19 protein-coding genes are annotated in these 22,052 nt (G+C 73.0%); 7 read left to right on the top strand and 12 right to left on the bottom strand.

The features are described 5' to 3' along the window. The first annotated feature begins 124 nt into the window (after positions 1–124). On the top strand, positions 125–1,348 hold the full coding sequence (locus tag SGLAU_RS24690; protein WP_043504645.1) for a trypsin-like serine peptidase: 1,224 nt from the start codon (positions 125–127) through the stop codon (positions 1,346–1,348). 193 nt (positions 1,349–1,541) lie between these two features. Here the strand turns inward: SGLAU_RS24690 and hflX are convergent, their stop codons facing one another. The 6 genes from hflX to miaA form a co-directional block, all read right to left on the bottom strand. After that, a complete protein-coding gene (gene hflX, locus SGLAU_RS24685) occupies positions 1,542–3,041 on the bottom strand; it encodes a GTPase HflX (RefSeq protein ID WP_043504643.1) in 1,500 nt (499 codons plus the stop codon). 214 nt (positions 3,042–3,255) lie between these two features. After that, positions 3,256–4,749 (bottom strand): M1 family metallopeptidase, encoded by a 1,494-nt coding sequence (locus tag SGLAU_RS24680; protein ID WP_043504641.1) that lies wholly within the window; start codon positions 4,747–4,749, stop codon positions 3,256–3,258. Positions 4,750–4,842: 93 nt separating this feature from the next. Then, the gene (locus tag SGLAU_RS24675; protein ID WP_043504639.1) at positions 4,843–7,134 is read right to left on the bottom strand and encodes a RelA/SpoT family protein; all 2,292 of its coding nucleotides are present in this window, start codon (positions 7,132–7,134) and stop codon (positions 4,843–4,845) included. 297 nt (positions 7,135–7,431) lie between these two features. After that, the gene (gene dapF / locus SGLAU_RS24670) at positions 7,432–8,313 is read right to left on the bottom strand and encodes a diaminopimelate epimerase (RefSeq protein ID WP_043504637.1); all 882 of its coding nucleotides are present in this window, start codon (positions 8,311–8,313) and stop codon (positions 7,432–7,434) included. A 202-nt stretch (positions 8,314–8,515) separates the two neighbouring features. Continuing rightward, the gene (locus tag SGLAU_RS24665; RefSeq protein ID WP_043504634.1) at positions 8,516–9,019 is read right to left on the bottom strand and encodes a hypothetical protein; all 504 of its coding nucleotides are present in this window, start codon (positions 9,017–9,019) and stop codon (positions 8,516–8,518) included. Positions 9,020–9,127: 108 nt separating this feature from the next. Continuing rightward, positions 9,128–10,066, bottom strand: a complete 939-nt coding sequence (gene miaA / locus SGLAU_RS24660; RefSeq protein ID WP_043504633.1) for a tRNA (adenosine(37)-N6)-dimethylallyltransferase MiaA — start codon at positions 10,064–10,066, stop codon at positions 9,128–9,130. A 181-nt stretch (positions 10,067–10,247) separates the two neighbouring features. Here miaA and SGLAU_RS24655 point away from each other — a divergent pair, with 181 nt between their 5' ends. Together SGLAU_RS24655 and SGLAU_RS24650 are read left to right on the top strand one after the other, a co-directional pair. Continuing rightward, positions 10,248–10,556, top strand: coding sequence for a hypothetical protein (locus SGLAU_RS24655; RefSeq protein ID WP_043504631.1), 309 nt, complete (start codon positions 10,248–10,250; stop codon positions 10,554–10,556). A gap of 25 nt (positions 10,557–10,581) precedes the next feature. Beyond that, positions 10,582–10,863, top strand: coding sequence for an antitoxin (locus SGLAU_RS24650; protein ID WP_043504630.1), 282 nt, complete (start codon positions 10,582–10,584; stop codon positions 10,861–10,863). A gap of 131 nt (positions 10,864–10,994) precedes the next feature. Here the strand turns inward: SGLAU_RS24650 and SGLAU_RS24645 are convergent, their stop codons facing one another. From SGLAU_RS24645 to SGLAU_RS24630, 4 genes are all read right to left on the bottom strand, one after another. Continuing rightward, entirely contained in the window at positions 10,995–11,708 is a 714-nt protein-coding gene (locus SGLAU_RS24645; RefSeq protein WP_043504628.1) for a class III extradiol dioxygenase subunit B-like domain-containing protein, read from the bottom strand. A gap of 131 nt (positions 11,709–11,839) precedes the next feature. Next, positions 11,840–13,357: a tRNA (N6-isopentenyl adenosine(37)-C2)-methylthiotransferase MiaB gene (miaB, locus tag SGLAU_RS24640; protein WP_043504627.1), complete on the bottom strand. Its 1,518-nt coding sequence runs from the start codon at positions 13,355–13,357 to the stop codon at positions 11,840–11,842. An 81-nt stretch (positions 13,358–13,438) separates the two neighbouring features. Next, a complete protein-coding gene (locus SGLAU_RS24635) occupies positions 13,439–14,095 on the bottom strand; it encodes a response regulator (RefSeq protein ID WP_043506967.1) in 657 nt (218 codons plus the stop codon). Continuing rightward, positions 14,092–15,045, bottom strand: coding sequence for a sensor histidine kinase (locus tag SGLAU_RS24630; RefSeq protein WP_043504625.1), 954 nt, complete (start codon positions 15,043–15,045; stop codon positions 14,092–14,094). The genes SGLAU_RS24635 and SGLAU_RS24630 overlap by 4 nt, the downstream gene beginning before the upstream one ends. 482 nt (positions 15,046–15,527) lie before the next feature. Here SGLAU_RS24630 and SGLAU_RS24625 point away from each other — a divergent pair, with 482 nt between their 5' ends. The 3 genes from SGLAU_RS24625 (at position 15,528) to SGLAU_RS24615 (ending at position 18,732) form a co-directional block, all read left to right on the top strand. Beyond that, complete coding sequence (locus tag SGLAU_RS24625; RefSeq protein ID WP_043504624.1) at positions 15,528–16,013, top strand: cation:proton antiporter regulatory subunit; 486 nt, start codon at positions 15,528–15,530, stop codon at positions 16,011–16,013. 4 nt (positions 16,014–16,017) lie between these two features. Then, a complete protein-coding gene (locus tag SGLAU_RS24620) occupies positions 16,018–17,247 on the top strand; it encodes a cation:proton antiporter (protein WP_043504623.1) in 1,230 nt (409 codons plus the stop codon). A gap of 492 nt (positions 17,248–17,739) precedes the next feature. Then, positions 17,740–18,732 (top strand): TAXI family TRAP transporter solute-binding subunit, encoded by a 993-nt coding sequence (locus SGLAU_RS24615; RefSeq protein ID WP_043504621.1) that lies wholly within the window; start codon positions 17,740–17,742, stop codon positions 18,730–18,732. A gap of 88 nt (positions 18,733–18,820) precedes the next feature. Here SGLAU_RS24615 and SGLAU_RS24610 read toward each other — a convergent pair whose 3' ends face one another. Both SGLAU_RS24610 and SGLAU_RS24605 read right to left on the bottom strand, forming a co-directional pair. After that, positions 18,821–20,212: a sensor histidine kinase gene (locus SGLAU_RS24610; protein ID WP_043504620.1), complete on the bottom strand. Its 1,392-nt coding sequence runs from the start codon at positions 20,210–20,212 to the stop codon at positions 18,821–18,823. Positions 20,213–20,221: 9 nt separating this feature from the next. Next, a complete protein-coding gene (locus tag SGLAU_RS24605; protein ID WP_043504618.1) occupies positions 20,222–20,908 on the bottom strand; it encodes a response regulator transcription factor in 687 nt (228 codons plus the stop codon). 291 nt (positions 20,909–21,199) lie between these two features. Between SGLAU_RS24605 and SGLAU_RS24600 the strand changes: the two genes are divergently transcribed. Further along, positions 21,200–21,976, top strand: coding sequence for an amino acid ABC transporter ATP-binding protein (locus tag SGLAU_RS24600; protein ID WP_043504617.1), 777 nt, complete (start codon positions 21,200–21,202; stop codon positions 21,974–21,976). The last annotated feature ends 76 nt before the right edge of the window (positions 21,977–22,052 follow it).

The raw sequence follows: 22,052 nt of genomic DNA, 5'->3' as shown, positions 1-22,052 counted from the left end.
CGCCGTCGCCCTCGACCCCACGGGCACAGTGGGGTGACGACGCGGGGCGGGCCCGTCCGCGGCCACCCGCGCCTCGCATGACAAGCACATGACATTGACGCGTTCCTACGGGGGTCATCGCACCATGCGTTCCATACGCACGCCCGCACCACCGCGGCGGCGTCGGCGTACCGCTGTCGCCGCCACCGGCCTGCTCGCCGCCCTGGCGCTCACCGCGACCGCCTGCAACGGCTCCGACGAGGACAAGACGTCCGGCCGGCCGGACGCCACCTCCTCGCAGGGCACCGACGGCGCCGGTGACAGCGGCGGAGACGGCAAGCTCGGCATCCCCTCCGACATCGCGGGCCGGCTCGCGGAGCACGGCATCGACGTCGACGACTGGAAGAACGGCGGCTGGAAGAACTGGGACAAGGACAAGTGGCTCAGTGAGGCCAAGGACTTCGTCAACCCCGTGATCGAGGGGCTGTGGAAGCCGGAGCGGATGCGGTCCGCCGAGGAGGCCGACAAGACGGTCACGACCAAGGACACGTCCGCCGGCCAGGGGGTGAGCGACCCGGAGCCCGCGCCGGTCCAGGCCACGGCCGAGAAGACGCCCTACCACGACAACGCCGCGCCGGTCGGCAAGATCTTCTTCGACTCGCCCGAGGGCTCGATGGTCTGCTCGGGCACGGTCATCAAGGACGTGAACCACCCGGGCAGGTCCAACCTCGTGTGGACGGCCGGGCACTGTGTGCACGCGGGCCAGAACGGCGGCTGGTACCGCAACATCGTGTTCGTCCCGGCCTTCAACGACCTGGGGAAGTCCGACAGCGAGCTGAACGACGCCGATCCCGTCGAGATCGCCCCCTACGGCAACTGGTGGGCCGACTGGGCCTCGACCTCGAACGGCTGGATCGAGGGCGGCTCCGAGACGGGCGGCGCGGGCGCGGCGTACGACTACGCCGTGCTGCACGTGCAGCCGGAGCAGGGCTCCAGGTCGCTGGAGGAGACCGTCGGCGCCGCGCTGGACGTGGACTTCTCCGCACCGGCCGCGGCGGAGGCCGGCAGCATGGGGGCCTGGGGCTACCCGGCGGCACCGCCCTACAACGGGCTGAAGATGTTCAAGTGCCTCGACCAGCCGGGCCGGCTCTCGCTGAGCCCCGCCCTGCCGACGATGTACCGCATCGGCTGCACCATGACCGGCGGCTCGTCGGGCGGCGGCTGGTTCCGAGTGGTGGACGGCAAGACCAAGCTGGTCTCCAACACGTCCATCGGCCCGGCCGACAACACCTGGCTGGCGGGCCCGCAGCTCGGCCGGGACGCCCGGGCGCTCTACCGGAACATGAGTGAGACCTACGGCGGCCGGTGACGCCGACGCAGACCGGACAGGCCGAAGGCCCGCTCCCCGCCGTACGCGGGGAGCGGGCCTTCGGGCGTTCTGCGGTCGCTGACCGGGGCCAGCGGCGGGCCGATCGCGAATCCGGACCGGTCGGACCGGTCGGACCGGTCAGGCCCGCTCGGGCCTCCCGGACCGCTCGGGCCTCCCGGACCTGATCGGACGGTCAGACCGCCGAGGCCGGAGCGTACGGCGTCAGCTCGGCCGCCAGCTCCTCGTGCACCCGGACCTTGAGCAGGGTGCCCTCCGCGGTGTGCTCCTCGGAGATCACCTCGCCCTCGTCGTGGGCGCGGGCGACCAGCTTGCCGTGCGTGTACGGCACCAGCGCCTCCACCTCGACCGCCGGACGAGGCAGCTCGTTGTCGATCAGTGCCAGCAGCTCCGGGAGGCCGCGGCCCGTGCGGGCCGAGACCGCGATGGAACGCTTCTCGATCCGCAGCAGCCGCTGGAGCACCAGCGGGTCCGCGGCGTCGGCCTTGTTGATGACCACGATCTCCGGCACGTCGGTGGCGCCGACGTCCCGGATCACCTCGCGCACGGCGGCCAGCTGCTCCTCCGGCACCGGGTGCGAACCGTCCACCACGTGCAGGATCAGGTCGGAGTCGGCGACCTCCTCCATCGTGGAGCGGAACGCCTCGACCAGGTGGTGCGGCAGGTGCCGGACGAAGCCGACGGTGTCGGCCAGCGTGTACAGCCGGCCGCTCGGGGTCTCGGCCCGGCGCACGGTCGGGTCCAGGGTCGCGAACAGCGCGTTCTCGACCAGGACGCCCGCGCCGGTGAGGCGGTTGAGCAGCGAGGACTTGCCCGCGTTGGTGTAGCCCGCGATCGCGACGGAGGGCACCTTGTGGCGACGGCGCTCCTGGCGCTTGATGTCGCGTCCGGTCTTCATCTCCGCGATCTCCCGGCGCATCTTCGCCATCTTCTCGCGGATCCGGCGCCGGTCCGTCTCGATCTTGGTCTCACCGGGACCACGGGTGGCGAGGCCGCCGCCCTTGCCGCCGCCCATCTGCCGGGACAGCGACTGGCCCCAGCCGCGCAGCCTCGGCAGCATGTACTGCATCTGCGCGAGCGCGACCTGCGCCTTGCCCTCCCGGGACTTGGCGTGCTGGGCGAAGATGTCGAGGATCAGGGCCGTACGGTCGATGACCTTGACCTTGACGACGTCTTCGAGGTGGATCAGCTGGCCCGGGCTCAGCTCACCGTCGCAGATCACGGTGTCCGCGCCGGTCTCGAGCACGATGTCACGCAGCTCCTCGGCCTTGCCGGAGCCGATGTAGGTGGCCGCGTCGGGCTTGTCACGGCGCTGGATGACGCCGTCGAGCACGAGGGCGCCCGCGGTCTCCGCGAGGGCCGCCAGCTCCGCGAGGGAGTTCTCCGCGTCCTGCACGGTCCCCGAGGTCCAGACGCCGACGAGCACGACCCGCTCCAGGCGGAGCTGACGGTACTCGACCTCGGTGACGTCCTCGAGCTCGGTGGAGAGGCCGGCGACGCGACGCAGGGCCGCGCGCTCGGAGCGGTCGAACTGGTCGCCGTCCCGCTCTCCGTCGATCTCGAGGCTCCAGGCGACGTCCTCTTCCATCAGGGCATCGGCCCGAAGACCCTCGGGGTAGTCGTGCGCAAGGCGCTTGCGCTGGGTGTCCTGGGAAGGGGAAGAAGAGGAGGTCATTGGGTCCTTACGTCGTTGGGGTTGTGGTGCGGGCGCAAATTCCTGTCCGGCCCGGCATGGGTGACAACGCACGAGCACCCCGGGAGATTCCCGTGCCCCGTCGCGTGCCTGCGGAAAAGATGGTCGCACGGCACGCCCCGTCTCGTCACCGTGTTATTACCCGGCCGCCCCGGCCCCAATCTCGCGGCTCTCCGGGGTTTCCCCGGCTTCCCGGCTATTTCTCCGTCGGCTGTTTCCGGGCCGTTCCGGCTGCTGCGTCCGACGTCCAGTCCGGGTGCCCCGGCATCGGCGGGGTCTTCTCGCCGTACAGCCAGCCCCGGAAGAAGCCGGTGAGATCGCGTCCGGAGATCTCCCCGGCGAGCCGCACGAAGTCGGCCGTGCCGGCCGTGGCGTCCTTGTGGCGGCTCACCCACGCCCGCTCCAGCCGCTCGAAGGCCCGGCGTCCGATCTCCTGGCGCAGCGCGTAGAGGACCAGGGCGGCGCCGTCGTAGACGTTGGGGCGGAAGATCCCGAGCCGGTCGCCGGCCTCGGCGGCCTTGGGCTCGGCGGGCGGTCCGCCGGCCGCGCGCCAGCGGTCGGAGGCACGGTACGCGGCCTTCATGCGGGCCTCGAGGGACCGGCCGGCCTTCTCCTGCGCGTACAGCGCCTCGTACCAGGTGGCGTGTCCCTCGTTCAGCCACAGGTCGGACCAGTCGCGCGGGGTGACGCTGTTGCCGAACCACTGGTGGGCCAGCTCGTGCACCATGATCGAGTCGACGTACCACGCGGGGAAGGCGGGGTCGGTGAACAGGTCCCTCTCGAAGAGGGACAGCGTCTGTGTCTCCAGTTCGAAGCCGGTGGAGGCGTCCGCCATGAGTACGCCGTACGTCTCGAAGGGGTACGGCCCGACCTTGCGCGCCATCCAGGCGATCTGGCCGGGCGTCTTCGCCAGCCATGGTTCGAGCCGCTCGCGGTGGGCGGTGGGGACGACGTCCCGGACCGGCAGTCCGCGCGGGCCCGTGCGGTGCACCACCGTGGAGCGGCCGATGGAGATCTGGGCGAGCTCGGTGGCCATGGGGTGGTGGGTGCGGTACGTCCAGGTGGTCGCGGCGGCGGCTCGTTCGACGTCGGAGGGGAGGCCGTTGGCGACGGCCGTGTAGCCCTCCGGCGCGGTCACCCGGAAGGTGAACATCGCCTTGTCCGAGGGGTGGTCGTTGCAGGGGAACACCAGGTGCCCGGCATCGGCCTGGTTCGCCAGGGCGAGGCCGTCCGCGGTCCGCACCCAGCCGCCCTCCCTGCCCTTCCCGGCCATCGGGTCGCTGGTGTGCCGTACGACGATCCGTGTCCACTGGCGCGCGGACAGCGGCTTCGCGGGGGTGATCACCAGGTCCTCGCCGGCCGTGGCGTAGGCGGCGGGCTCGCCGTCGACCTCCACCGACCGGACCTTGCCGCGCGCGAAGTCGAGGTTCAGGCGGTCGAGGCGCGCGGTCGTCCAGGCGTCGATCGTCGTGACGGCCGCCAGCGGCTTGTCGTTCTCACCGGAGTAGGTGAGGGCGAGGTCGTAGGACGCCACGTCGTAGCCGGGGTTTCCCAGGTGCGGGAAGAGACGGTCGCCGACACCCAGCGGGGCCGGCGGGGCGCTCGCCGCGACGAGGCAGACGGTGACGGCCGAGGCGAGCAGCGCCGCCTTCAGCCGCCGGGGGGCGTGGGTGCGGGGGGTGAACGGCATGCCCCACCGCTACCAGCGCACGCCGGGCGCACGGCGCAGACGCGCGCCGCCCCCACTCGAACGGGCTCGTCCGGCAGGGCCTCGTGGCCGCCCTCAGCGTGCCGGAGCGGGGTGCTGGGCCCGGCGGACGTCGAACACGCCGGGGACGTTGCGCATGGCGCGCATCAGTGCCGGCAGCCGGGCCGCCTCGGGGAGGTGCAGGGTGTACGTGTGGCGCACCCGCTGCTGGCTGGGGGGCTCCACGGTGGCCGAGACGATCTCGGCGCCTTCCACGGCGATGGCCTCCGTCAGGTCGGCGAGGAGATGCGGGCGGCCGAACGACTCGGCGACCAGGGTGACGCGGCATCCCGGGACCCCGGACCCGGCGGGCTCGCCCCAGCGCACCCCCACCTCGGCCCGGCGCGCGCCCTTCATCCGCGCCACGGCCGCGCACTCGGCCCGGTGCACGGTGACCACTCCGCCGCGCACCACGAATCCGGTGACCGCGTCGGGCGGGACGGGCGTACAGCAGCCGGCGAGACGCACGGAGGCGCCGGGGCGGTCGGCGACGGCGGTGACGGTGACGGACGTCACCGGTGCCGTGCGGGCCGCGGCGGGGCCGGCCTCGGTGCCGGCCCCGGCGTTCCTCGTCCGCTGTCCGTCCCCGGCCTGCCCGGCTCTTATCGCGTCCCTGCCCGCCTTCCTGCTCACCTCCGTGATCCCGGCAGTCTCAGGAGTCCCAGCGGTCGCGGTGGCCTCTTCGGTGTCCGCCGGGCCCGCCGGTGCCGGGTGCGTCGCCAGCCACCGCTGGATGGCGATCCGCGCGGCCGCCGTGTGCGCGTGCTCCAGCCACTCCCGCGACGGCTCCGAGGCCGGGTCCTGCCCCATGAGCAGCTGGATGGTGTCACCGTCGCGCAGCACCGTGCTCAGCGTCGCCAGCCGCCCGTTGACGCGCGCGCCGATGCAGGCGTGCGCGTCCTCCCCGTACTGCGCGTACGCCGCGTCCACGCAGGTCGCGCCCTCGGGCAGGCCGAGGGCTCCCCCGTCGGGCCGGAACACGGTGATCTCCCGGTCCTGGGCCAGGTCCTCGCGCAGGGTCGACCAGAAGGTGTCGGGGTCGGGTGCGGCTCGCTGCCAGTCGAGGAGCCGGGAGAGCCAGCCGGGCCGGGTGGGGTCGGCGCGCTCGCCGTCCGCCGCCGCCTGCTCCTCCGGCGGGGCCACGTACGGGTTGCCGAGCGCGACCACCCCCGCCTCGGCGACCTTGTGCATCCGATGGGTGCGGATGAGGACTTCGACGACCTGTCCGTCGGGGCGGGCGACGGCGGTGTGCAGCGACTGGTACAGGTTGAACTTCGGTACGGCGATGAAGTCCTTGAACTCCGAGACCACGGGCGTCATGCAGGTGTGCAGCTCGCCCAGGACGCCGTAGCAGTCCGCGTCCTCGTTGACCAGCACGAGGATCCGCCCGAAGTCGGCCCCGCGCAGCAGGCCGCGCTTGCGGGAGACGCGGTGCACGGAGACGAAGTGCCGGGGCCGGATGTGGACTTCGGCCGCGATGCCGGCCTCCCGCAGCACGGCCCGCGTCTCGTCGGCGACCTCGGCGAGCGGATCGTCGGAGCGGGTCGCGTTCTCGACGATGAGCCGGCGGGTGTGCTCGTACTCCTCGGGGTGGAGGATCGCGAAGACCAGGTCCTCCAGCTCGGACTTGAGCGCCTGGACGCCGAGCCGTTCGGCGAGCGGGATGAGGACGTCCCGGGTGACCTTGGCGATCCGGGCCTGTTTCTCGGGGCGCATCACGCCGAGGGTGCGCATGTTGTGCAGCCGGTCGGCCAGCTTGATCGACATCACCCGGACGTCGTTGCCGGTGGCGACGAGCATCTTGCGGAACGTCTCGGGTTCGGCGGCGGCACCGTAGTCGACCTTCTCCAGCTTGGTGACGCCGTCGACGAGATAGCGCACCTCCTCGCCGAACTGCTCGCCCACCTGGTCCAGCGTCACATCGGTGTCCTCGACGGTGTCGTGGAGCAGGGACGCGGTCAAGGTGGTGGTCTCGGCGCCGAGTTCCGCGAGGATCAGCGTCACCGCGAGGGGGTGGGTGATGTACGGCTCGCCGCTCTTGCGCATCTGGCCCCGGTGCGAGGACTCGGCCAGCACGTAGGCGCGACGCAGGGGTTCCAGGTCGGCGTCGGGGTGGTGGGCGCGGTGGGCGTCGACGACGTGGCTGATGGCGTCGGGCAGCCGGTCCCGGGCGGCGGGGCCGAGCAGCGCCGCCCGGCCGAGGCGGCGCCAGTCGAGCCTGGGCCGGCTCCTCCTGCGCGGAGCGGCGGCCGTCGTGGGCGCGGCGGCGCTGGTCACAGCGTCCGTCACAGCGCCTGGACTCGCGGGATTCGTGGCCTCCGCACTCATGGGCACCTCCGGCTGCGTGGACCGGCGGACGGGGTGCCCCAGGGCGGACAGGGCTCAGGGGGCGGCGACGTCTCCCCCGTCCGGGCCGGTGCTTGATGCTACCGAGCCCATCACGTGCGGCTGACCGCCTCTCGCCGAGCGTGAAACGGATCACCCATTCGAGCGAAGCCGGAGACGTTTACGGTTGGGCGCGCCCGGCCCGGGGTGACGGCGCTTCCCGCACCGGCGCGCGCGCATGCGCGCGCCCGGGCCGCGCGACCGCTGAACGGCGCACGCGTGGGTGCCGCGCGGCACCCCTCAGCCGCTACGCCGTTCCGCGGCCCCGGCCAGCCACTCCCCGTCGATCTCGCCCTCGGCGACGATCACCGCGGGGCCGGTCATCTCGATCTCTCCGTCGGGCCGCTCGGTGATCAGCAGGCGGCCGCCCGGGACGTCCACGGTGTAGGTGACGGGAGTGCCGGTGGCGATCGGGTCCGCGCCGTCCCGGCGGGCGGTGGCCACGGCGACGGCGCACGCGCCCGTACCGCACGACCGGGTCTCGCCGGAGCCGCGCTCGTGCACCCGCATGGCGACGTGCCGGGGGCCCCGGTCGGCGACGAACTCCACGTTCACGCCGTCCGGGTAGGCGGCGGCCGGGCTGAACGGGGGCGGGGAGAGCAGGTCCCCGGCATCCGCGAGGTCGTCGACGAAGGCGACCGCGTGGGGGTTGCCCATGTTCACGTTCCGGGCGGGCCAGCTGCGCTCGCCGACCGTCACGGTGACGTCGCCCTCGGGCAGCCGCGCCCTGCCCATGCCGACGGTGACGTCGCCGTCCTTGGCGAGGTGCACGGTCTTGACGCCACCGCGGGTCGCGACGGCGAGGTCGCCCTCGGTGACATGGCCGGCGTGCTGGAGGTAGCGCGCGAACACGCGTACGCCGTTGCCGCACATCTCGGCGACGGAGCCGTCGCCGTTGCGGTAGTCCATGAACCACTCCGCCTCGGCCGCCATCTCCTCGGCCTCGGGATGCGCGGCGGACCGCACCACGTGCAGCAGGCCGTCACCGCCGATGCCCGCGCGGCGGTCGCACAGCGCGGCCACGGTGGCCGGAGGCAGGTCGATGGCGTTCTCGGGGTCCGGGACGATCACGAAGTCGTTCTCGGTGCCGTGCCCCTTGAGGAAGGCGATCCGCGTGCTCATTCCTCGATCGTACGGCGTGGCGGTGACAGCGGGCGCCGACCGGGTCCGCGGCGCCTCGCGCGGGGGCCCGCACCGTTCACGCGGGCGCCGGACCCAGGGGAGCCCACGCGGGTCCACGCGGCGGCGTCACGCGCGGGGCCAACGTGGTTCACGCGGCGGGACGCGCGAGGCGCCCACACGGTTCACGCAGCGGCGTGGCAGCTCAGCGCAGTCGTGCCACGCGCCATACGGCCAGCACCACGACCGCCGCCACCACGATCACGTACGCGAGCACGACCCGCCAGTCCGGGCGCCGGCCGGCGCCGCGCGAGGGCAGCCCGGGCCAGGTGTAGCCCACCCTGCGGGCGGCCATCATGCCCCAGCCGGCCGCGCAGGAGCAGATCAGCAGCCCCAGCATGGCGATCATGGCGCCGCTGTCGCCGAAGTCGAAGGCCAGCGGGAAGGCGAACATCAGCGAGCCGATCGCGCCCAGGGCCACGACGGGCGCCAGCTGCCAGGCGCGCAGCCGCCGCTGGGGGCGCAGCTCGACCTCGACCTCGGGCCCGCCCACGAACATCTCGTCGGGCTCGGGGCCGTCGGCGGTCACCCCGCCCTGGGCCTCGTCCGGCCCGTCGGGGGTCAGGCGGTCGTCGTCGTGCTCGGCGGCGCCACCATCGGTGGTGGCGTGCTCTGCGTCTTGTGCGGTGTCGCGAGGGCCGGCCTCCATCGCCACGCGCCCTCCCAACTAGGACTTCACTTGGTCGATCGAAGCTCGATGATGGCACGGCGCCGGAGGCGCCGATGACGGCCGGAGCGTCCCGATGCCATGACGTGATCAGGCTGTAACCGGTCGTTCGACCAACGTCAGCGCGAGCCGCGGAAGTTCCGCGAGATCCGCCGCGGCCCCACTGAGCCAATGCACCCGGGGGTCGCGTCTGAACCACGAATCCTGACGGCGCGCGAAGCGCTTGGTCGCGCGGACGGTCTCGGCTCGCGCCTCGTCGAGCGTGCACTCCCCGGCGAGTGCGGCGAGCACCTGCTGGTAGCCGAGCGCGCGCGACGCCGTACGCCCCTCGCGCAAGCCACGCGCCTCCAGTGCGCGCACTTCCTCGACGAGCCCCGCCTCCCACATCCGGTCGACCCGGCGCGCGATGCGCTCGTCCAGCTCCGGCCGGGCCACGTCCACGCCGATCTGCACGGTGTCGTAGACCGAGTCGTGGCCGGGGAGATTCGCCGTGAACGGCCGGCCGGTGATCTCGATCACCTCCAGGGCGCGGACGATACGGCGGCCGTTGCTCGGCAGGATCGCCCGCGCGGCCTCGGGGTCGGCGGCGGCGAGCCGCGCGTGCAGCGCGCCGGAGCCGCGCAGGGCCAGCTCGTCCTCCAGGCGGGCCCGGACCTCGGGATCGGTGCCGGGGAACTCCAGGTTGTCCACGGCGCCGCGGACGTACAGACCCGAGCCGCCGACCAGGATCGGCCAGCGCCCTTCGGCGAGCAGGGCGTCGATCCGCTCCCGCGCGAGCCGCTGGTACTCGGCGACGGAGGCCGTGACGGTCACGTCCCAGATGTCCAGGAGGTGGTGCGGGACTCCACCGCGTTCCTCGGGCGTCAGCTTGGCGGTGCCGATGTCCATCCCCCGGTAGAGCTGCATGGAGTCGGCGTTGACGACCTCCCCACCGAGCCGTTGGGCGAGATGGACACCCAAATCGGACTTTCCGGCCGCCGTGGGGCCGACGACGGCGATGACGCGGGGGGCGGGGGCTGCACTGCTCACCGCACCAGTCTCGCAAACCTCGCGCCGTGGCCTCGAACGAGTTACGTGACGGCCCGCGAACGGGGTCGTTGCCCGTTGCGAGGTCCTGCCGCCGATCGGCGAGGACGCCGACCCGGGCGACGCGAACGGACGCACCGGGCGACGCGGGATGTCACCCGCTCGAGTAACGTATGGAGTTGATATGGGCGTTTTTGCGCGACTTCTTCGGAGGTCGAAGGCTACCGGGGAGGCGTCGAACGCCGAGGCCCAGGCCGGCACGCCGTCGGCCGGCTCCGAGGCGAACGAGGCTGCGGACACGAAGGATCCGGCCGGCGCCGGAACCGGCTCCGCGACGGAGACGACGGGCGCCGGCACCGGCGCGGACCCGGCTGCCGGTGTGCCCGCGCCGGAGGCGGGCGAGTCCGGCTCGTCCGACGGCGTCGGCATCCCCAAGCAGCAGTCCGCCGAGGAGGCGGCCGACAGCGAGGCCGACAAGGGCGCCCGCGCGTGAACCGCCCGCGAGGGAAGGCGGACCCATGGGTCTCTTCGAGAGTGTGAAGGCCAGGCTCGTCCCGGCCAGGGACAAGGTCTCCGGCCTCGCACAGCAGCACGGGGACAGGATCCAGCACGGCATCGACCGCGCCGCCAAGGTCGTCGACGAACGCACCAGGGGCAAGTACAGCGACAGGATCCAGTCGGGCTCCGGCAAGGCGAAGGGCGCGGTGGAACGGCTCGCGCACAAGGACGGCACCGGCCCGGGAGGCACCACCGGCGCCCCGCCGAGCACGCCGCCCGGCACGCCCCCACCGGCTTCCTGATCGCGGTCGGCACCGCAGGACGACGCACGCGGCGGACGGCCGGGGAGCGTGCCGCTCCTCGGCCGTCCGCCGCGTGCGGACACCCTGAGGCCCCGTGCCCCGGATGCGAGCCGGGCGGGAGTCGGGCGGGGTTACGACCAGGCCGCCACCACGTACCCCACGCCGTACGGCGCGTCCTCGTACAGCAGCGCGCCGCTGAGCCCCGCGTCCTGTGCCGCTCCGGCGAGCACCTGCCACGGCGCGCGCCCCGACACCTTCAACTCCCGGGCGAGCCCGGTGTCGAGCGCCCGCAGCGCCGCGACGTCCGCCGTACCCAGCGCTCGCGCGACCTCCGCGTCGAAGGGCTCCGCCCGCTCGTCCAGGTAGCCCGGCGCCTTCACCGTGCGGCACGCGCTGGCGTCGCCCATCACCAGCAGCGCCACCCGTGGCGCGCGGGCGGCGATGTCCCTTCCCACGTCGAGGCACCGCTCGGCGCCGAGCGGTTCCGCCACGCCCATTGCCTCGATCGGGGCGTCCGACCAGCCGGTGCGCTCCAGGAGCCAGGCGGCGACCGCCAGCGACGGCGGCAGTTCGCGCGCCTCCACGGCGGCCCCCGCGCGGCCCAGGCGTACGGCGAGATCGACGCCGAAGCCACGGAAGGAGCCGGGCGTGCCCTCCGGGTACGGGCCGGCTCCCCCGTCGTCCGCGGGCCCGACCACCACCAGCCGGTCCGGCCGGGCGGCGGCGAGCACGCCGAGCGCGTCCGTGCAGGCGGCACGCGCCGGGTCCAGCTCGGGCGCGGCGCCCGCGGCGATCACGGGCACCAGGAGGGGCGGACAGGGGCAGACGGCGGCGGCGACAAGCATGATCGGCAGGGTAACCCGCGCGGGGCCGCACGGCTCACCGTGCCGGGTGGGAGCCCGTCACGTCTGCGGCACGGGCCCCCGCGCTGTCCCTGTCCCGGCGAGTCTCACGTCGGCCGCCTGCCGGCGCTGCGTCAGTCGCAGCCGCAGCCGCTGCCCGTGGCGACCGGCAGGGGCTGAGGGACCCCGATCTTGGGCAGGCCGAGCATCACACCGGCCGGCTTGGCGGTCTCGGCTGCGTTGCGCTTCTCCCAGGCGTCGCCCGCGCGGGTGCGGCGCACGGCGAGGACGGCGCCCTCGGCGAGCAGGTGGTGCGGAGCGGCGTAGGTGACCTCGACGGTCACCACGTCGCCGGGGCGCACCTCCTGCTCCGGCTTGGTGAAGTGGACCAGCCGGTTGTCGGGGGCGCGTCCGGACAGACGGTGGGTGGTGCCGTCCTTGCGGCCTTCGCCCTCGGCGACCATCAGCTCCAGGGTGCGCCCGACCTGCTTCTTGTTCTCCTCCCAGGAGATCTCCTCCTGGAGGGCGACCAGCCGCTCGTAACGCGCCTGGACGACCTCCTTGGGGATCTGGTCGTCCATCTCGGCGGCCGGGGTGCCCGGGCGCTTGGAGTACTGGAAGGTGAACGCCTGGGCGAAGCGGGCCTCGCGCACCACGTGCAGGGTCTGCTCGAAGTCCTCCTCGGTCTCGCCGGGGAAGCCCACGATGATGTCGGTGGTGATCGCCGCGTGCGGGATGGCCGCGCGGACCTTCTCGATGATGCCGAGGTAGCGCTCCTGGCGGTAGGAGCGGCGCATCGCCTTCAGCACGGTGTCGGAACCGGACTGGAGCGGCATGTGCAGCTGCGGCATCACGTTCGGCGTCTCGGCCATGGCGGCGATGACGTCGTCGGTGAAGTCGCGCGGGTGCGGGGAGGTGAAGCGCACCCGCTCCAGGCCCTCGATCTTCCCGCAGGCCCGCAGCAGCTTGCTGAACGCCTCGCGGTCGCCGATGTCGGAGCCGTAGGCGTTGACGTTCTGGCCGAGCAGGGTGATCTCGGAGACGCCCTCGGCTACCAGGGCCTCGACCTCGGCGAGGATGTCGCCGGGGCGGCGGTCCTTCTCCTTGCCGCGCAGTGCGGGGACGATGCAGAAGGTGCACGTGTTGTTGCAGCCGACGGAGATGGAGACCCACGCGGCGTAGGCGCTCTCGCGCCGGGTCGGCAGCGTGGAGGGGAACGCCTCCAGCGACTCGGCGATCTCGACCTGGGCCTCTTCCTGCACGCGCGCGCGTTCCAGCAGCACCGGCAGCTTGCCGATGTTGTGCGTGCCGAAGACGACGTCGACCCAGGGCGCCCTCTTCACGATGGTGTCGCGGTCCTTCTGGGCGAGACAGCCGCCGACCGCGATCTGCATGCCGGGCCGCCGGGCCTTCTTCGGGGCGAGGTGGCCGAGGTTGCCGTACAGCCGGTTGTCGGCGTTCTCCCGGACCGCGCAGGTGTTGAAGACGACGACGTCGGCGTCGCCGTCGGAGCCCTCGGGGGCGCGCACGTAGCCCGCGTCCTCCAGCAGACCGGCCAGCCGCTCGGAATCATGGACGTTCATCTGGCACCCGTAGGTGCGTACCTCGTATGTGCGGACGCCCACGGCCCGGCTCTGGTCGATGCTGCTCATGGGACAAGGGTAGGCGGTCGGCGGAAGTGGCTCGGGACGCCTGTGGACAACCTCCGGCGCGATCCGGGTCACCCGGTCGGCTCACGGTTCGATCAGGCCCGCCCGAATCGCGTACCGGGTCAGTTCCAGGCGGTCGCGCAGGCCGAGCTTCTGCAGCAGGTTGGCGCGGTGGCGTTCGACCGTCTTGACGCTGATGAACAGCAGCTCGGCGATCTCCTTGGAGGTGTGGCCCTCGGCGACCAGCTTCAGGATCTCCTCCTCGCGCTCGGTGACGGCCCGTTCCGGCAGGCGGCCGTCACCGCGGCGGAGACGGTCGAGGTAGGCGCGGACCAGGGCCCGCTCGGCGCCCGGGTAGACGAACGGCTCGTCGCGCATCGCCGCGCGGCAGGCCTCGACGAGGTCGCGGTCGGCCACGGACTTGAGGACGTAGCCGCAGGCCCCGGCCTTCAGCGCCTCGAAGAAGTACTGCTCGTTGTCGTACATCGTGAGGATGAGGATGCGCAGCCCGGGCAGCCGCCGGGACAGCTCACGGGCCGCCTGCAGACCCGTCATGCGGGGCATGGCGACGTCCAGGACCGCCAGGTCGACATCGCCCGCACGCGCGCGTGCGACCGCCTCCGCGCCGTCGCCGGCCTCGGCGACGACCGTCAGGTCCGGTTCGCCGTCCAGGATCAGGCGCACTCCTCGGCGGACGAGCGTGTGGTCGTCGGCGAGGAGGACGCGGACGGGGACGGTCACCGGGCCTCCCGCCGTCCGCACGGGATCCGCATCCGTACGTCGGTGCCCCCGCCGGGGCCCGGTCCGAGGCCCAGCTCCGCCCCGATCAGCAGCGCCCGCTCCCGCATCCCGCTGATGCCGGCTCCCTCCCGCGGGGCCGCCCCCAGGCCCATGCCGTTGTCGCGGACGAGCAGTTCGACACCGCCGGGGACGGTACCCAGGCGGAGCTCCGCGCGGTCGGCGCCGGAGTGCCGCGCGGTGTTCGTGAGCCCTTCCTGCGCCACCCGGTAGATCACGAGTTCGGTCTCCTCGGTCAGCGGGGGCAGCTCGCCGCGCACCTCGTGCCGCACGGTCAGCCCGTGGGCGGTGAACTCGCCGGCGAGTGAGCGCAGCGCGCTGGCCAGGCCCAGTTCCTCCAGCACGCCCGGGCGCAGCCGGCGCGCTATGCGGCGGATCTCGTCCAGCCCCGCGCGGGTGGCCTCCTGTGCCTGGCCGAGTTCCTCGCGCAGTCCCTCGGGCGCCCGGTCGGCGACCCGCTTGAGCTGGAGCAGCACGGCGGTGAGGGTCTGGCCGACCTCGTCGTGCAGTTCCCGCGCGACGCGGTGCCGTTCGCGTTCCTGCGCGAGCAGCGCGCGGCCGGCGCTGGCGGCGCGTTCGGTCTCCAGACGGTCGAGCATGGTGTTGTACGTCGTGATCAGCTCGGCGGTCTCCGGGGGCCCCGCGACGACCGCGCGGGTCCCGGGCCGCAGCAGGTCCGCGGCCGCCATGGCCCGGCCCAGCCGCTGCAGGGGCGCGAGTCCGATGCGCAGCACGGCCGCGTTGCCGGCCAGCAGCGCGGCGAGTCCGGCGAGCACGACCAGCGCCTCGCCGGGCAGCACGGGGGTCGACACGGTGACCGGCCCCAGCAGCAGTGCGGCCGCGACGACCAGACCGGCGGAGTTGAGCGAGAAGATCCGCCAGAACAGCGACACGCTTCCGACTCCGCTCTCTCGTGCCCCAGCGGCCTCCGGGGTCCTCGCCGTCTTCCCGGCCTCGCCGGTTCCGGCCGCCTGTGCGGACTCTTCGGTTCCGGTCGTCCTTCGGGCCTTCTCGGGCCCGGTGGTCCCCCGGAGCCCGGGAGTCCTTTCGGCCCCTGTGGTCCCTTGGACCCTGGCGGTCGCAGCGGCCCCGGCGGTCCCTTCGGCCCCGACGGTCGCAGCGGCCCCGGCGGTCGCATCGACCTCGGCAGTCGCTTCGGCCTCTCCGACTCCCGTCGGCTTCCCGGCCTTCGCGGCCCCCGGACGCGACGGCGCCCCGTCCAGTCTGGACCCGGCCAGGCGCCCGCGTATATCCGTGACAACACCCATGTCGTCACCGTACGGGCGGCTGACAGCATGAGCATGCCGGAGTCTCCCGTATCGACCGGGGGACCCGGGCCCATGGGGAAGAAGCAAGGCGAACAAGGGGAAGAAACGTGTCCGCACCGCGCCTGAAGGCGACGCCGCTGCCGGGTATCGGGGTCCAGTACGACCTCGTGACGCGCGAGCAGCGCCACCTGTCCGTCGTGGCACACCGCGACGGCACCCGCACGGTCGGGGTGTACCGCGCGGACGACCCCGATTCCTGCGCCCAGTCCCTGAAACTGACCGGCGCCGAGGCGGGCGCGCTGATCGACGCCCTCATGCCGTCGCACCACAGCACCAGCCTGCTGTACACCACCGATCTGGGCCTGGTGGCCGAGCGGATCGAGGTGGGCGCGACCTCACGCTGGAACGGGCGGCTGCTCGGCGACACCCGGATGCGGACCGAGACCGGTGCCTCCGTGGTGGCGGTGCTGCGGCGGGCCGAGGCGATCCCGTCGCCCGCGCCGGACTTCCGGCTCGCGGGCGGCGACATCGTGATCGTGATCGGCACCCGGGAGGGCGTCGACGCCGCTGCCGCGATACTCGGGCGGGAGTGAACGGGTGCACTCCGCGATCCTCCTGATCGAGTTCGGTTCCATCATCCTCGGCCTCGGCCTGCTCGGCCGGATCGCCGGGCGGTTCGGCATCTCCGCGATCCCCCTGTACCTGCTGGCCGGTCTGGCCTTCGGCACGGGCGGTCTGCTGCCGCTCGGCGCGAGCGAGGAGTTCATCGCCACGGGCGCCGAGATCGGCGTGATCCTCCTGCTGCTGATGCTCGGCCTGGAGTACACGGCGAACGATCTCGTCTCCAACCTCAAGGCGCACTACCCGGCCGGACTCGTCGACTGCGCGCTCAACGCCCTGCCCGGTGCCGCCGCCGCGCTGCTCCTCGGCTGGGGTCCCGTCGCCGCCGTCGTGCTGGCCGGCGTCACCTGGATCTCCTCCTCCGGAGTCATCGCCAAGGTCCTCGGCGAACTGGGCCGGATCGGCAACCGGGAGACCCCGGTCATCCTCAGCGTCCTGGTCCTGGAGGACCTGGCGATGGCCGTGTACCTGCCGATCGTCACCGCGCTGGTCGCCGGGGTGGGGCTGGCGGCCGGGAGCGTGACGCTGGCGATCGCGCTGGGCGTCGCCGGGCTGGTGCTGTTCGCGGCCGTGCGGTACGGCCGGGTCATCTCGCGGTTCGTCTCCAGCGACGATCCGGAGAAGCTGCTGCTCGTCGTGCTGGGCCTGACGATCCTGGTCGCGGGTGTGGCGCAGCAGCTCCAGGTGTCCGCGGCGGTGGGTGCCTTCCTGGTCGGCATCGCACTGTCCGGGGAGGCCGCGGAGGGCGCGCACACCCTGCTCAGCCCGCTCAGGGACCTGTTCGCCGCGGTGTTCTTCGTCTTCTTCGGGCTGCACACCGACCCGGCGAGCATTCCCCCGGTGCTGCTGCCCGCCCTCGTACTGGCGATCGTCACCGCCGTGACGAAGATCGCCACCGGGTACTGGGCGGCGCGCCGGGCCGGCATCTCCGTCAAGGGCCGCTGGCGGACGGGCGGGGCGCTGGTGGCCCGCGGCGAGTTCTCCATCGTCATCGCCGGCCTGGCGGTCACCGCGGGTATCGAACCGGCCCTGGGCCCGCTCGCCACCGCCTACGTCCTCCTCCTGGTCGTCCTCGGCCCGCTCACCGCGCGGTACACCGAGCCGCTGGCGGCCTGGTGGACCCGCCGGTCCTCCGCGCGTGCGCAGGCCGCGGGTCCCGTGCGCCCCGAGGAGGAGCAGCGCGCGCAGACGCCGGTGGGCGACTGAGACACCGGCCGGCGCGGGGCGACCGGACGGGCGGGGCGCGCGCCGCGCTGCGTACGGCCGGCCGCCGGGAGTCCTCCTGGGCGGCCGCGGGTCCTCCTGGAGGCCGGGAGTCCTCCTGAGCGGCCGGGAGTCCACCCGATGGCCGGGAGTCCTCCTGAGCGGTGACCCAGGCGGACCGCGCCCGCCGCGCCGCCCGCCGGAGCACCGCCGACCGTCCGGCGCCTCGCCGCACGCGCCATCGAGGGGCCTTGTCGTGGCCCTGCGGGAGACCGTGCCGTCGGGGCCCGGACCCGGCCCGGTCGTGTCGGAGCGGTGGAACGCGGTGACCAGCCGGTCCGGGCCGATGCCGTGGCGGAGCGCGGTGCCGTACGCCACGCGGACCACGTCGGCCCGCGCGCGAGCCGGCCCAGCGGGCCGTCGGCCGGGACCGGCAGTCCCGGCTGTGATTCCGGCCCTGGTCAGCCGGGCCCGTGAGCTGGCAGGATCTCGCGCATGTCCAAGCTGCTCCCCCGCATCGGCCGGCGCCGGGCCCTGCAGAGCGCGACCGTCGGTGTCGTGGCGCTCGGGCTGCTGCTGTGGTGGCTGCTGCCGTTGGAGGAGGAGCCGCCGGGCGGGACGATCAGGTTCAGCACGGGCACCCGCGCGGGGGTCTACTACGAGTACGGGGACCGGCTGCGCAAGGAGCTGGCCAAGGACATGCCGGACCTCGGGGTCGAGCTGCTCACCAGCGCGGGTTCGCAGGAGAACGTCGCGCGCGTGGCCACCGGGAAGGCCGACTTCACCATCGCCGCCGCCGACGCGGTGGAGACGTACAAGCTCGGCGGGGAGGGCGCCGGCCGGCTGCGCGGGGTGGCTCGCCTGTACGACGACTACGTGCAGCTCGTCGTCCCGCCGAACTCGGAGATCCGGTCCGTCGCCGACCTGCGGGGCAAGCGGGTGGCCATAGGGCTGCCCGACTCGGGGGTGCGGCTGATCGCCACCCGGGTGCTCAGGGCGGCCGGTCTCGACCCGGAGCGCGACATCACGCCGTACTCGGACGGCATCGACACCGGGCCCAGGCAGCTGGGGAAGAAGCTCGACGCGTTCTTCTGGTCGGGCGGGCTGCCGACGGACGGTCTGCGCAAGCTCGCCAGGACCGAGCTGTTCCGGTTCGTCCCGATCGACGCCGGCCTGGTCGCCAAGCTGCACCAGGGGCGCGCCGCCACCCGGTACTACCGCGCCACCAGCATCCCGGAGTCGGCCTACCCGCCGATCCAGAAGGGCGAGGCCGTACCGACCATCGCCGTGTCCAACCTGCTGATCACCCGCGCGGACATGGATCCCGAGCTGACCGAGTGGCTGACCCGGACCGTCATCAGGAGCCGCGACCGCATCGGGGCCCACGTCCACTCCGCGCAGCTGGTCGACCTGCGCACCGCGATCTACACCGACCCGCTGACCCTGCACGAGGGCGCGCGGCGCTACTACCGCTCGGTGAAGCCGTGACGGCGTGAACCCGTGCCGGCCCTGCGCGTGCGAGCCGTGGACGCGTCCCCCGCGCGGTGGCACCGTGCCCGGCGGCCGGTTCCCCCGGTCACGTCGCGGGCCCGCTCCGCGGCACCCTCAGCGTCACCCTGAGCCCGTGGGGTTCGTGATGGTCGTAGGTGATGGAGCCGCCCGCCGAGGCCAGCAGCGCGCGCGTGATGGACAGGCCGAGGCCGGAGCCCTTGACGTTCTGGTGGCGGCCGCTGCGCCAGAAGCGGTCGCCGACGCGGGTCAGCTCCTCGTCGGTGAGGCCCGGCCCGTGGTCCGCGACGACGACCGTGGAGGTGTCGCCGTTGGACGCCACGCTCACCTCCACGCTCTCCCCTGCCGGAGTGAACTTGAGCGCGTTGTCGATCACCGCGTCCAGCGCGCTGGACAGGGTGACCGCGTCGGCCCAGGCGGTGGTGGGCGGGCAGTCGGCCACCAGCCGTACGCCCTTGGCCTCGGCCGTGGGCGCCCAGGCCGCCACCCGTTCGGCGGTGAGCGCGCCGATGTCGGTGAGTGTCAGGTCGGCCTCGGCGTGCTCGGCGAGCGCCAGGCCGAGCAGGCCGTCGAGCACCTGGGCGAGGCGCTTGCCCTCGGCCTGCACGGAGGCGATCTCCTCGTTGCCCTCCGGCAGCTCCAGCGCCAGCAGCTCGATGCGCAGCAGCAGCGCCGCCAGCGGGTTGCGCAGCTGGTGGGAGGCGTCGGCGACGAAGGCGCGCTGCTGGTCCAGGACGCCCTCGACGTTGTCCACCATCTCGTTGAAGGACCGGGCGAGCCGGCGCAGCTCGGGCGGCCCGCTCGCCACCGCCACCCTGGACTTCAGCCGCCCCGTGGCGATGTCGTGGGTGGTGGCGTCCAGTACCCGCACGGGCTTGAGGACCCAGCCGGTCAGCCGCAGCGCGGCGCCCACGGCCAGCAGCATCGCGGCGGTCTCCCCCGCGGCGATGACCAGCCAGCCCTGCAGGATCCGTGACCGCATCTGGCCGGTGGGCGAGTCGGTGACCACCACCGCGACGACGTCGCCGTCCCGGATCACCGGCGAGGCGACGACCAGGCGGTGCCGCTCCCAGGGCCACACCTGCTTCGGGTCGTGGCTGCGGCGGCTGAGGAACGCCTCGTCGAACGCCGCCCGCACCTCCCCCGACCGGGGGAGCAGCCAGTCGTCGGGGGCATGGGCCATGGGGGTGCTGTTGCGGTAGAAGACGCCGGCCCGAATGCCGTAGACCTTGTAGTAGCTGATCAGTTCGCGCTTCAGCGTCTCGCGGCGCTCGTCCTCGACGGCGGGCGGGGCGGTGACGAACTGGGCGAGGGCCGCGAACCGCGCGGTGTCGTCGATCCGGTCGACGACCACCTTCTGCTGCTGGGCCGCGGCGAGGCTGACGGCGAGCGGAAGGCCGAGCGCCAGCAGCACGGCCGCCATCAGGACGATGAGCAGCGGCAGGAGACGTGTGCGCACCCTGCCCCGCTACGCGCCCGGGGCGACGAGCCGGTAGCCGACGCCGCGCACGGTCTCGATGAGCGCCGGCATGCGCAGCTTGGCCCGCAGGGACGCGACGTGCACCTCCAGGGTGCGGCCGGTCCCCTCCCAGCTGGTGCGCCAGACCTCGCTGATGATCTGCTCCCGCCGGAAGACCACGCCCGGGCGTTGCGCCAGGAGGGCGAGGAGGTCGAACTCCTTGCGGGTCAGCTGGACGGCCGAACCGTCGACGCTGACCTGGCGCGTGGGCAGCTCGATCCGGACGGGCCCCAGGTGGAGGGCGGTCTCGACGGGGCCGGTGGCGTCCTCGTGCACCGAGCGCCGGCTGACGGCGTGGATCCGGGCGAGCAGTTCCCCGGTGTCGTACGGCTTGACCACGTAGTCGTCGGCCCCCAGGTTGAGGCCGTGGATGCGGGAGCGCACGTCGGACCGCGCGGTGACCATGATCACCGGTGTGGCGGTGCGCTTGCGGATCTTGCTGCACACCTCGTACCCGTCCTGGTCGGGCAGCCCGAGGTCGAGCAGGACGACGCCGAAGCCCGCACCTTCGGGCACCAGGGCCTGCAGGGCCTCCTCGCCGCTGCGGGCGTGGGTGACGTCGAAGCCGTGCCGCGCGAGGACCGCGGACAGAGCGGTGGCGACATGGTTGTCGTCCTCGACGAGGAGAAGTCTCATCCCGGCCCCCTTCGGTTCATCGGCTGGTCGGATTCGTCGACTGTGGTCGCGTGCACGCGCGCGTGCGTGCACCATGGCAGTCACGCTGATGGATGAGGACGGCGTCAAGAGGGTTCCGGTTGCCGGGCCACCGAAGTTATCCGGCCGATACGGTCGCAGGTCACAAGTGCTACGACAGGTGTCCGATTGCTATCGGATCGTGATGCTCAGATTCCCCTCAGATGTAATGACGCAGGTCGCGTAGGGTTACTAGTGTCCTCCGAAACCCGAGGAGGACGGAGCCAGCAAGCGATGACCGAAGTATCGGTGGCCAAGGAAGATGTGGCCGCGCCCGGCGAACTGGTCGTCCTGAAGAGCGTCAACAAGCACTTCGGCGCGTTGCACGTACTCCAGGACATCGATCTCACGATCGCCCGCGGCGAAGTCGTCGTGGTCATCGGGCCCTCCGGGTCCGGGAAGTCCACCCTGTGCCGCACCATCAACCGCCTGGAGACGATCGACTCCGGCACGATCTCGATCGACGGGAAGCCGCTGCCCCAGGAGGGCAAGGAGCTGGCCCGGCTGCGGGCCGACGTCGGGATGGTGTTCCAGTCCTTCAATCTCTTCGCGCACAAGACCGTGCTCGAGAACGTGATGCTCGGCCAGGTCAAGGTCCGCAAGGCGGACAAGAAGAAGGCCGAGGAGAAGGCGCGCGCCCTGCTGGACCGGGTCGGCGTGGCCAGCCAGGCGGACAAGTACCCCGCGCAGCTCTCCGGCGGCCAGCAGCAGCGTGTCGCCATCGCGCGGGCCCTCGCCATGGACCCCAAGGTCATGCTCTTCGACGAGCCGACGTCGGCGCTCGACCCGGAGATGATCAACGAGGTCCTCGAGGTCATGCAGCAGCTCGCCCGTGAGGGCATGACCATGATCGTGGTGACCCACGAGATGGGCTTCGCCCGGTCGGCCGCGAACCGCGTGGTCTTCATGGCGGACGGCCGCATCGTCGAGGAGGCCGCGCCCGACCAGTTCTTCAGCAACCCGCGCAGCGATCGCGCCAAGGACTTCCTGTCGAAGATCCTGCACCACTGACCCGGTCTCGTCGCGCGAGCGACGAGCAGCGTCACCCCCGCACCGGACGGCCCGCACGCCCGGTACCACCGCACCG

Source organism: Streptomyces glaucescens, assembly GCF_000761215.1.
Taxonomy (GTDB): Bacteria; Actinomycetota; Actinomycetes; order Streptomycetales; family Streptomycetaceae; genus Streptomyces; species Streptomyces glaucescens_B.
This window is presented reverse-complemented; position numbering and strand designations above follow the sequence as displayed.

What these genes read in the sequence shown, in the direction of transcription:
- hflX (WP_043504643.1), bottom strand. Translation starts at nt 3,041, where the DNA reads ATGACCTCCTCTTCTTCCCCTTCCCAGGACACCCAGCGCAAGCGCCTT.
- miaB (WP_043504627.1), bottom strand. Translation starts at nt 13,357, where the DNA reads ATGAGCAGCATCGACCAGAGCCGGGCCGTGGGCGTCCGCACATACGAG.
- SGLAU_RS24690 (WP_043504645.1), top strand. Translation starts at nt 125, where the DNA reads ATGCGTTCCATACGCACGCCCGCACCACCGCGGCGGCGTCGGCGTACC.
- SGLAU_RS24605 (WP_043504618.1), bottom strand. Translation starts at nt 20,908, where the DNA reads ATGAGACTTCTCCTCGTCGAGGACGACAACCATGTCGCCACCGCTCTG.
- SGLAU_RS24665 (WP_043504634.1), bottom strand. Translation starts at nt 9,019, where the DNA reads ATGGAGGCCGGCCCTCGCGACACCGCACAAGACGCAGAGCACGCCACC.
- SGLAU_RS24650 (WP_043504630.1), top strand. Translation starts at nt 10,582, where the DNA reads ATGGGTCTCTTCGAGAGTGTGAAGGCCAGGCTCGTCCCGGCCAGGGAC.
- SGLAU_RS24600 (WP_043504617.1), top strand. Translation starts at nt 21,200, where the DNA reads ATGACCGAAGTATCGGTGGCCAAGGAAGATGTGGCCGCGCCCGGCGAA.
- SGLAU_RS24675 (WP_043504639.1), bottom strand. Translation starts at nt 7,134, where the DNA reads ATGAGTGCGGAGGCCACGAATCCCGCGAGTCCAGGCGCTGTGACGGAC.
- dapF (WP_043504637.1), bottom strand. Translation starts at nt 8,313, where the DNA reads ATGAGCACGCGGATCGCCTTCCTCAAGGGGCACGGCACCGAGAACGAC.
- SGLAU_RS24680 (WP_043504641.1), bottom strand. Translation starts at nt 4,749, where the DNA reads ATGCCGTTCACCCCCCGCACCCACGCCCCCCGGCGGCTGAAGGCGGCG.
- SGLAU_RS24645 (WP_043504628.1), bottom strand. Translation starts at nt 11,708, where the DNA reads ATGCTTGTCGCCGCCGCCGTCTGCCCCTGTCCGCCCCTCCTGGTGCCC.
- SGLAU_RS24615 (WP_043504621.1), top strand. Translation starts at nt 17,740, where the DNA reads ATGTCCAAGCTGCTCCCCCGCATCGGCCGGCGCCGGGCCCTGCAGAGC.
- SGLAU_RS24655 (WP_043504631.1), top strand. Translation starts at nt 10,248, where the DNA reads ATGGGCGTTTTTGCGCGACTTCTTCGGAGGTCGAAGGCTACCGGGGAG.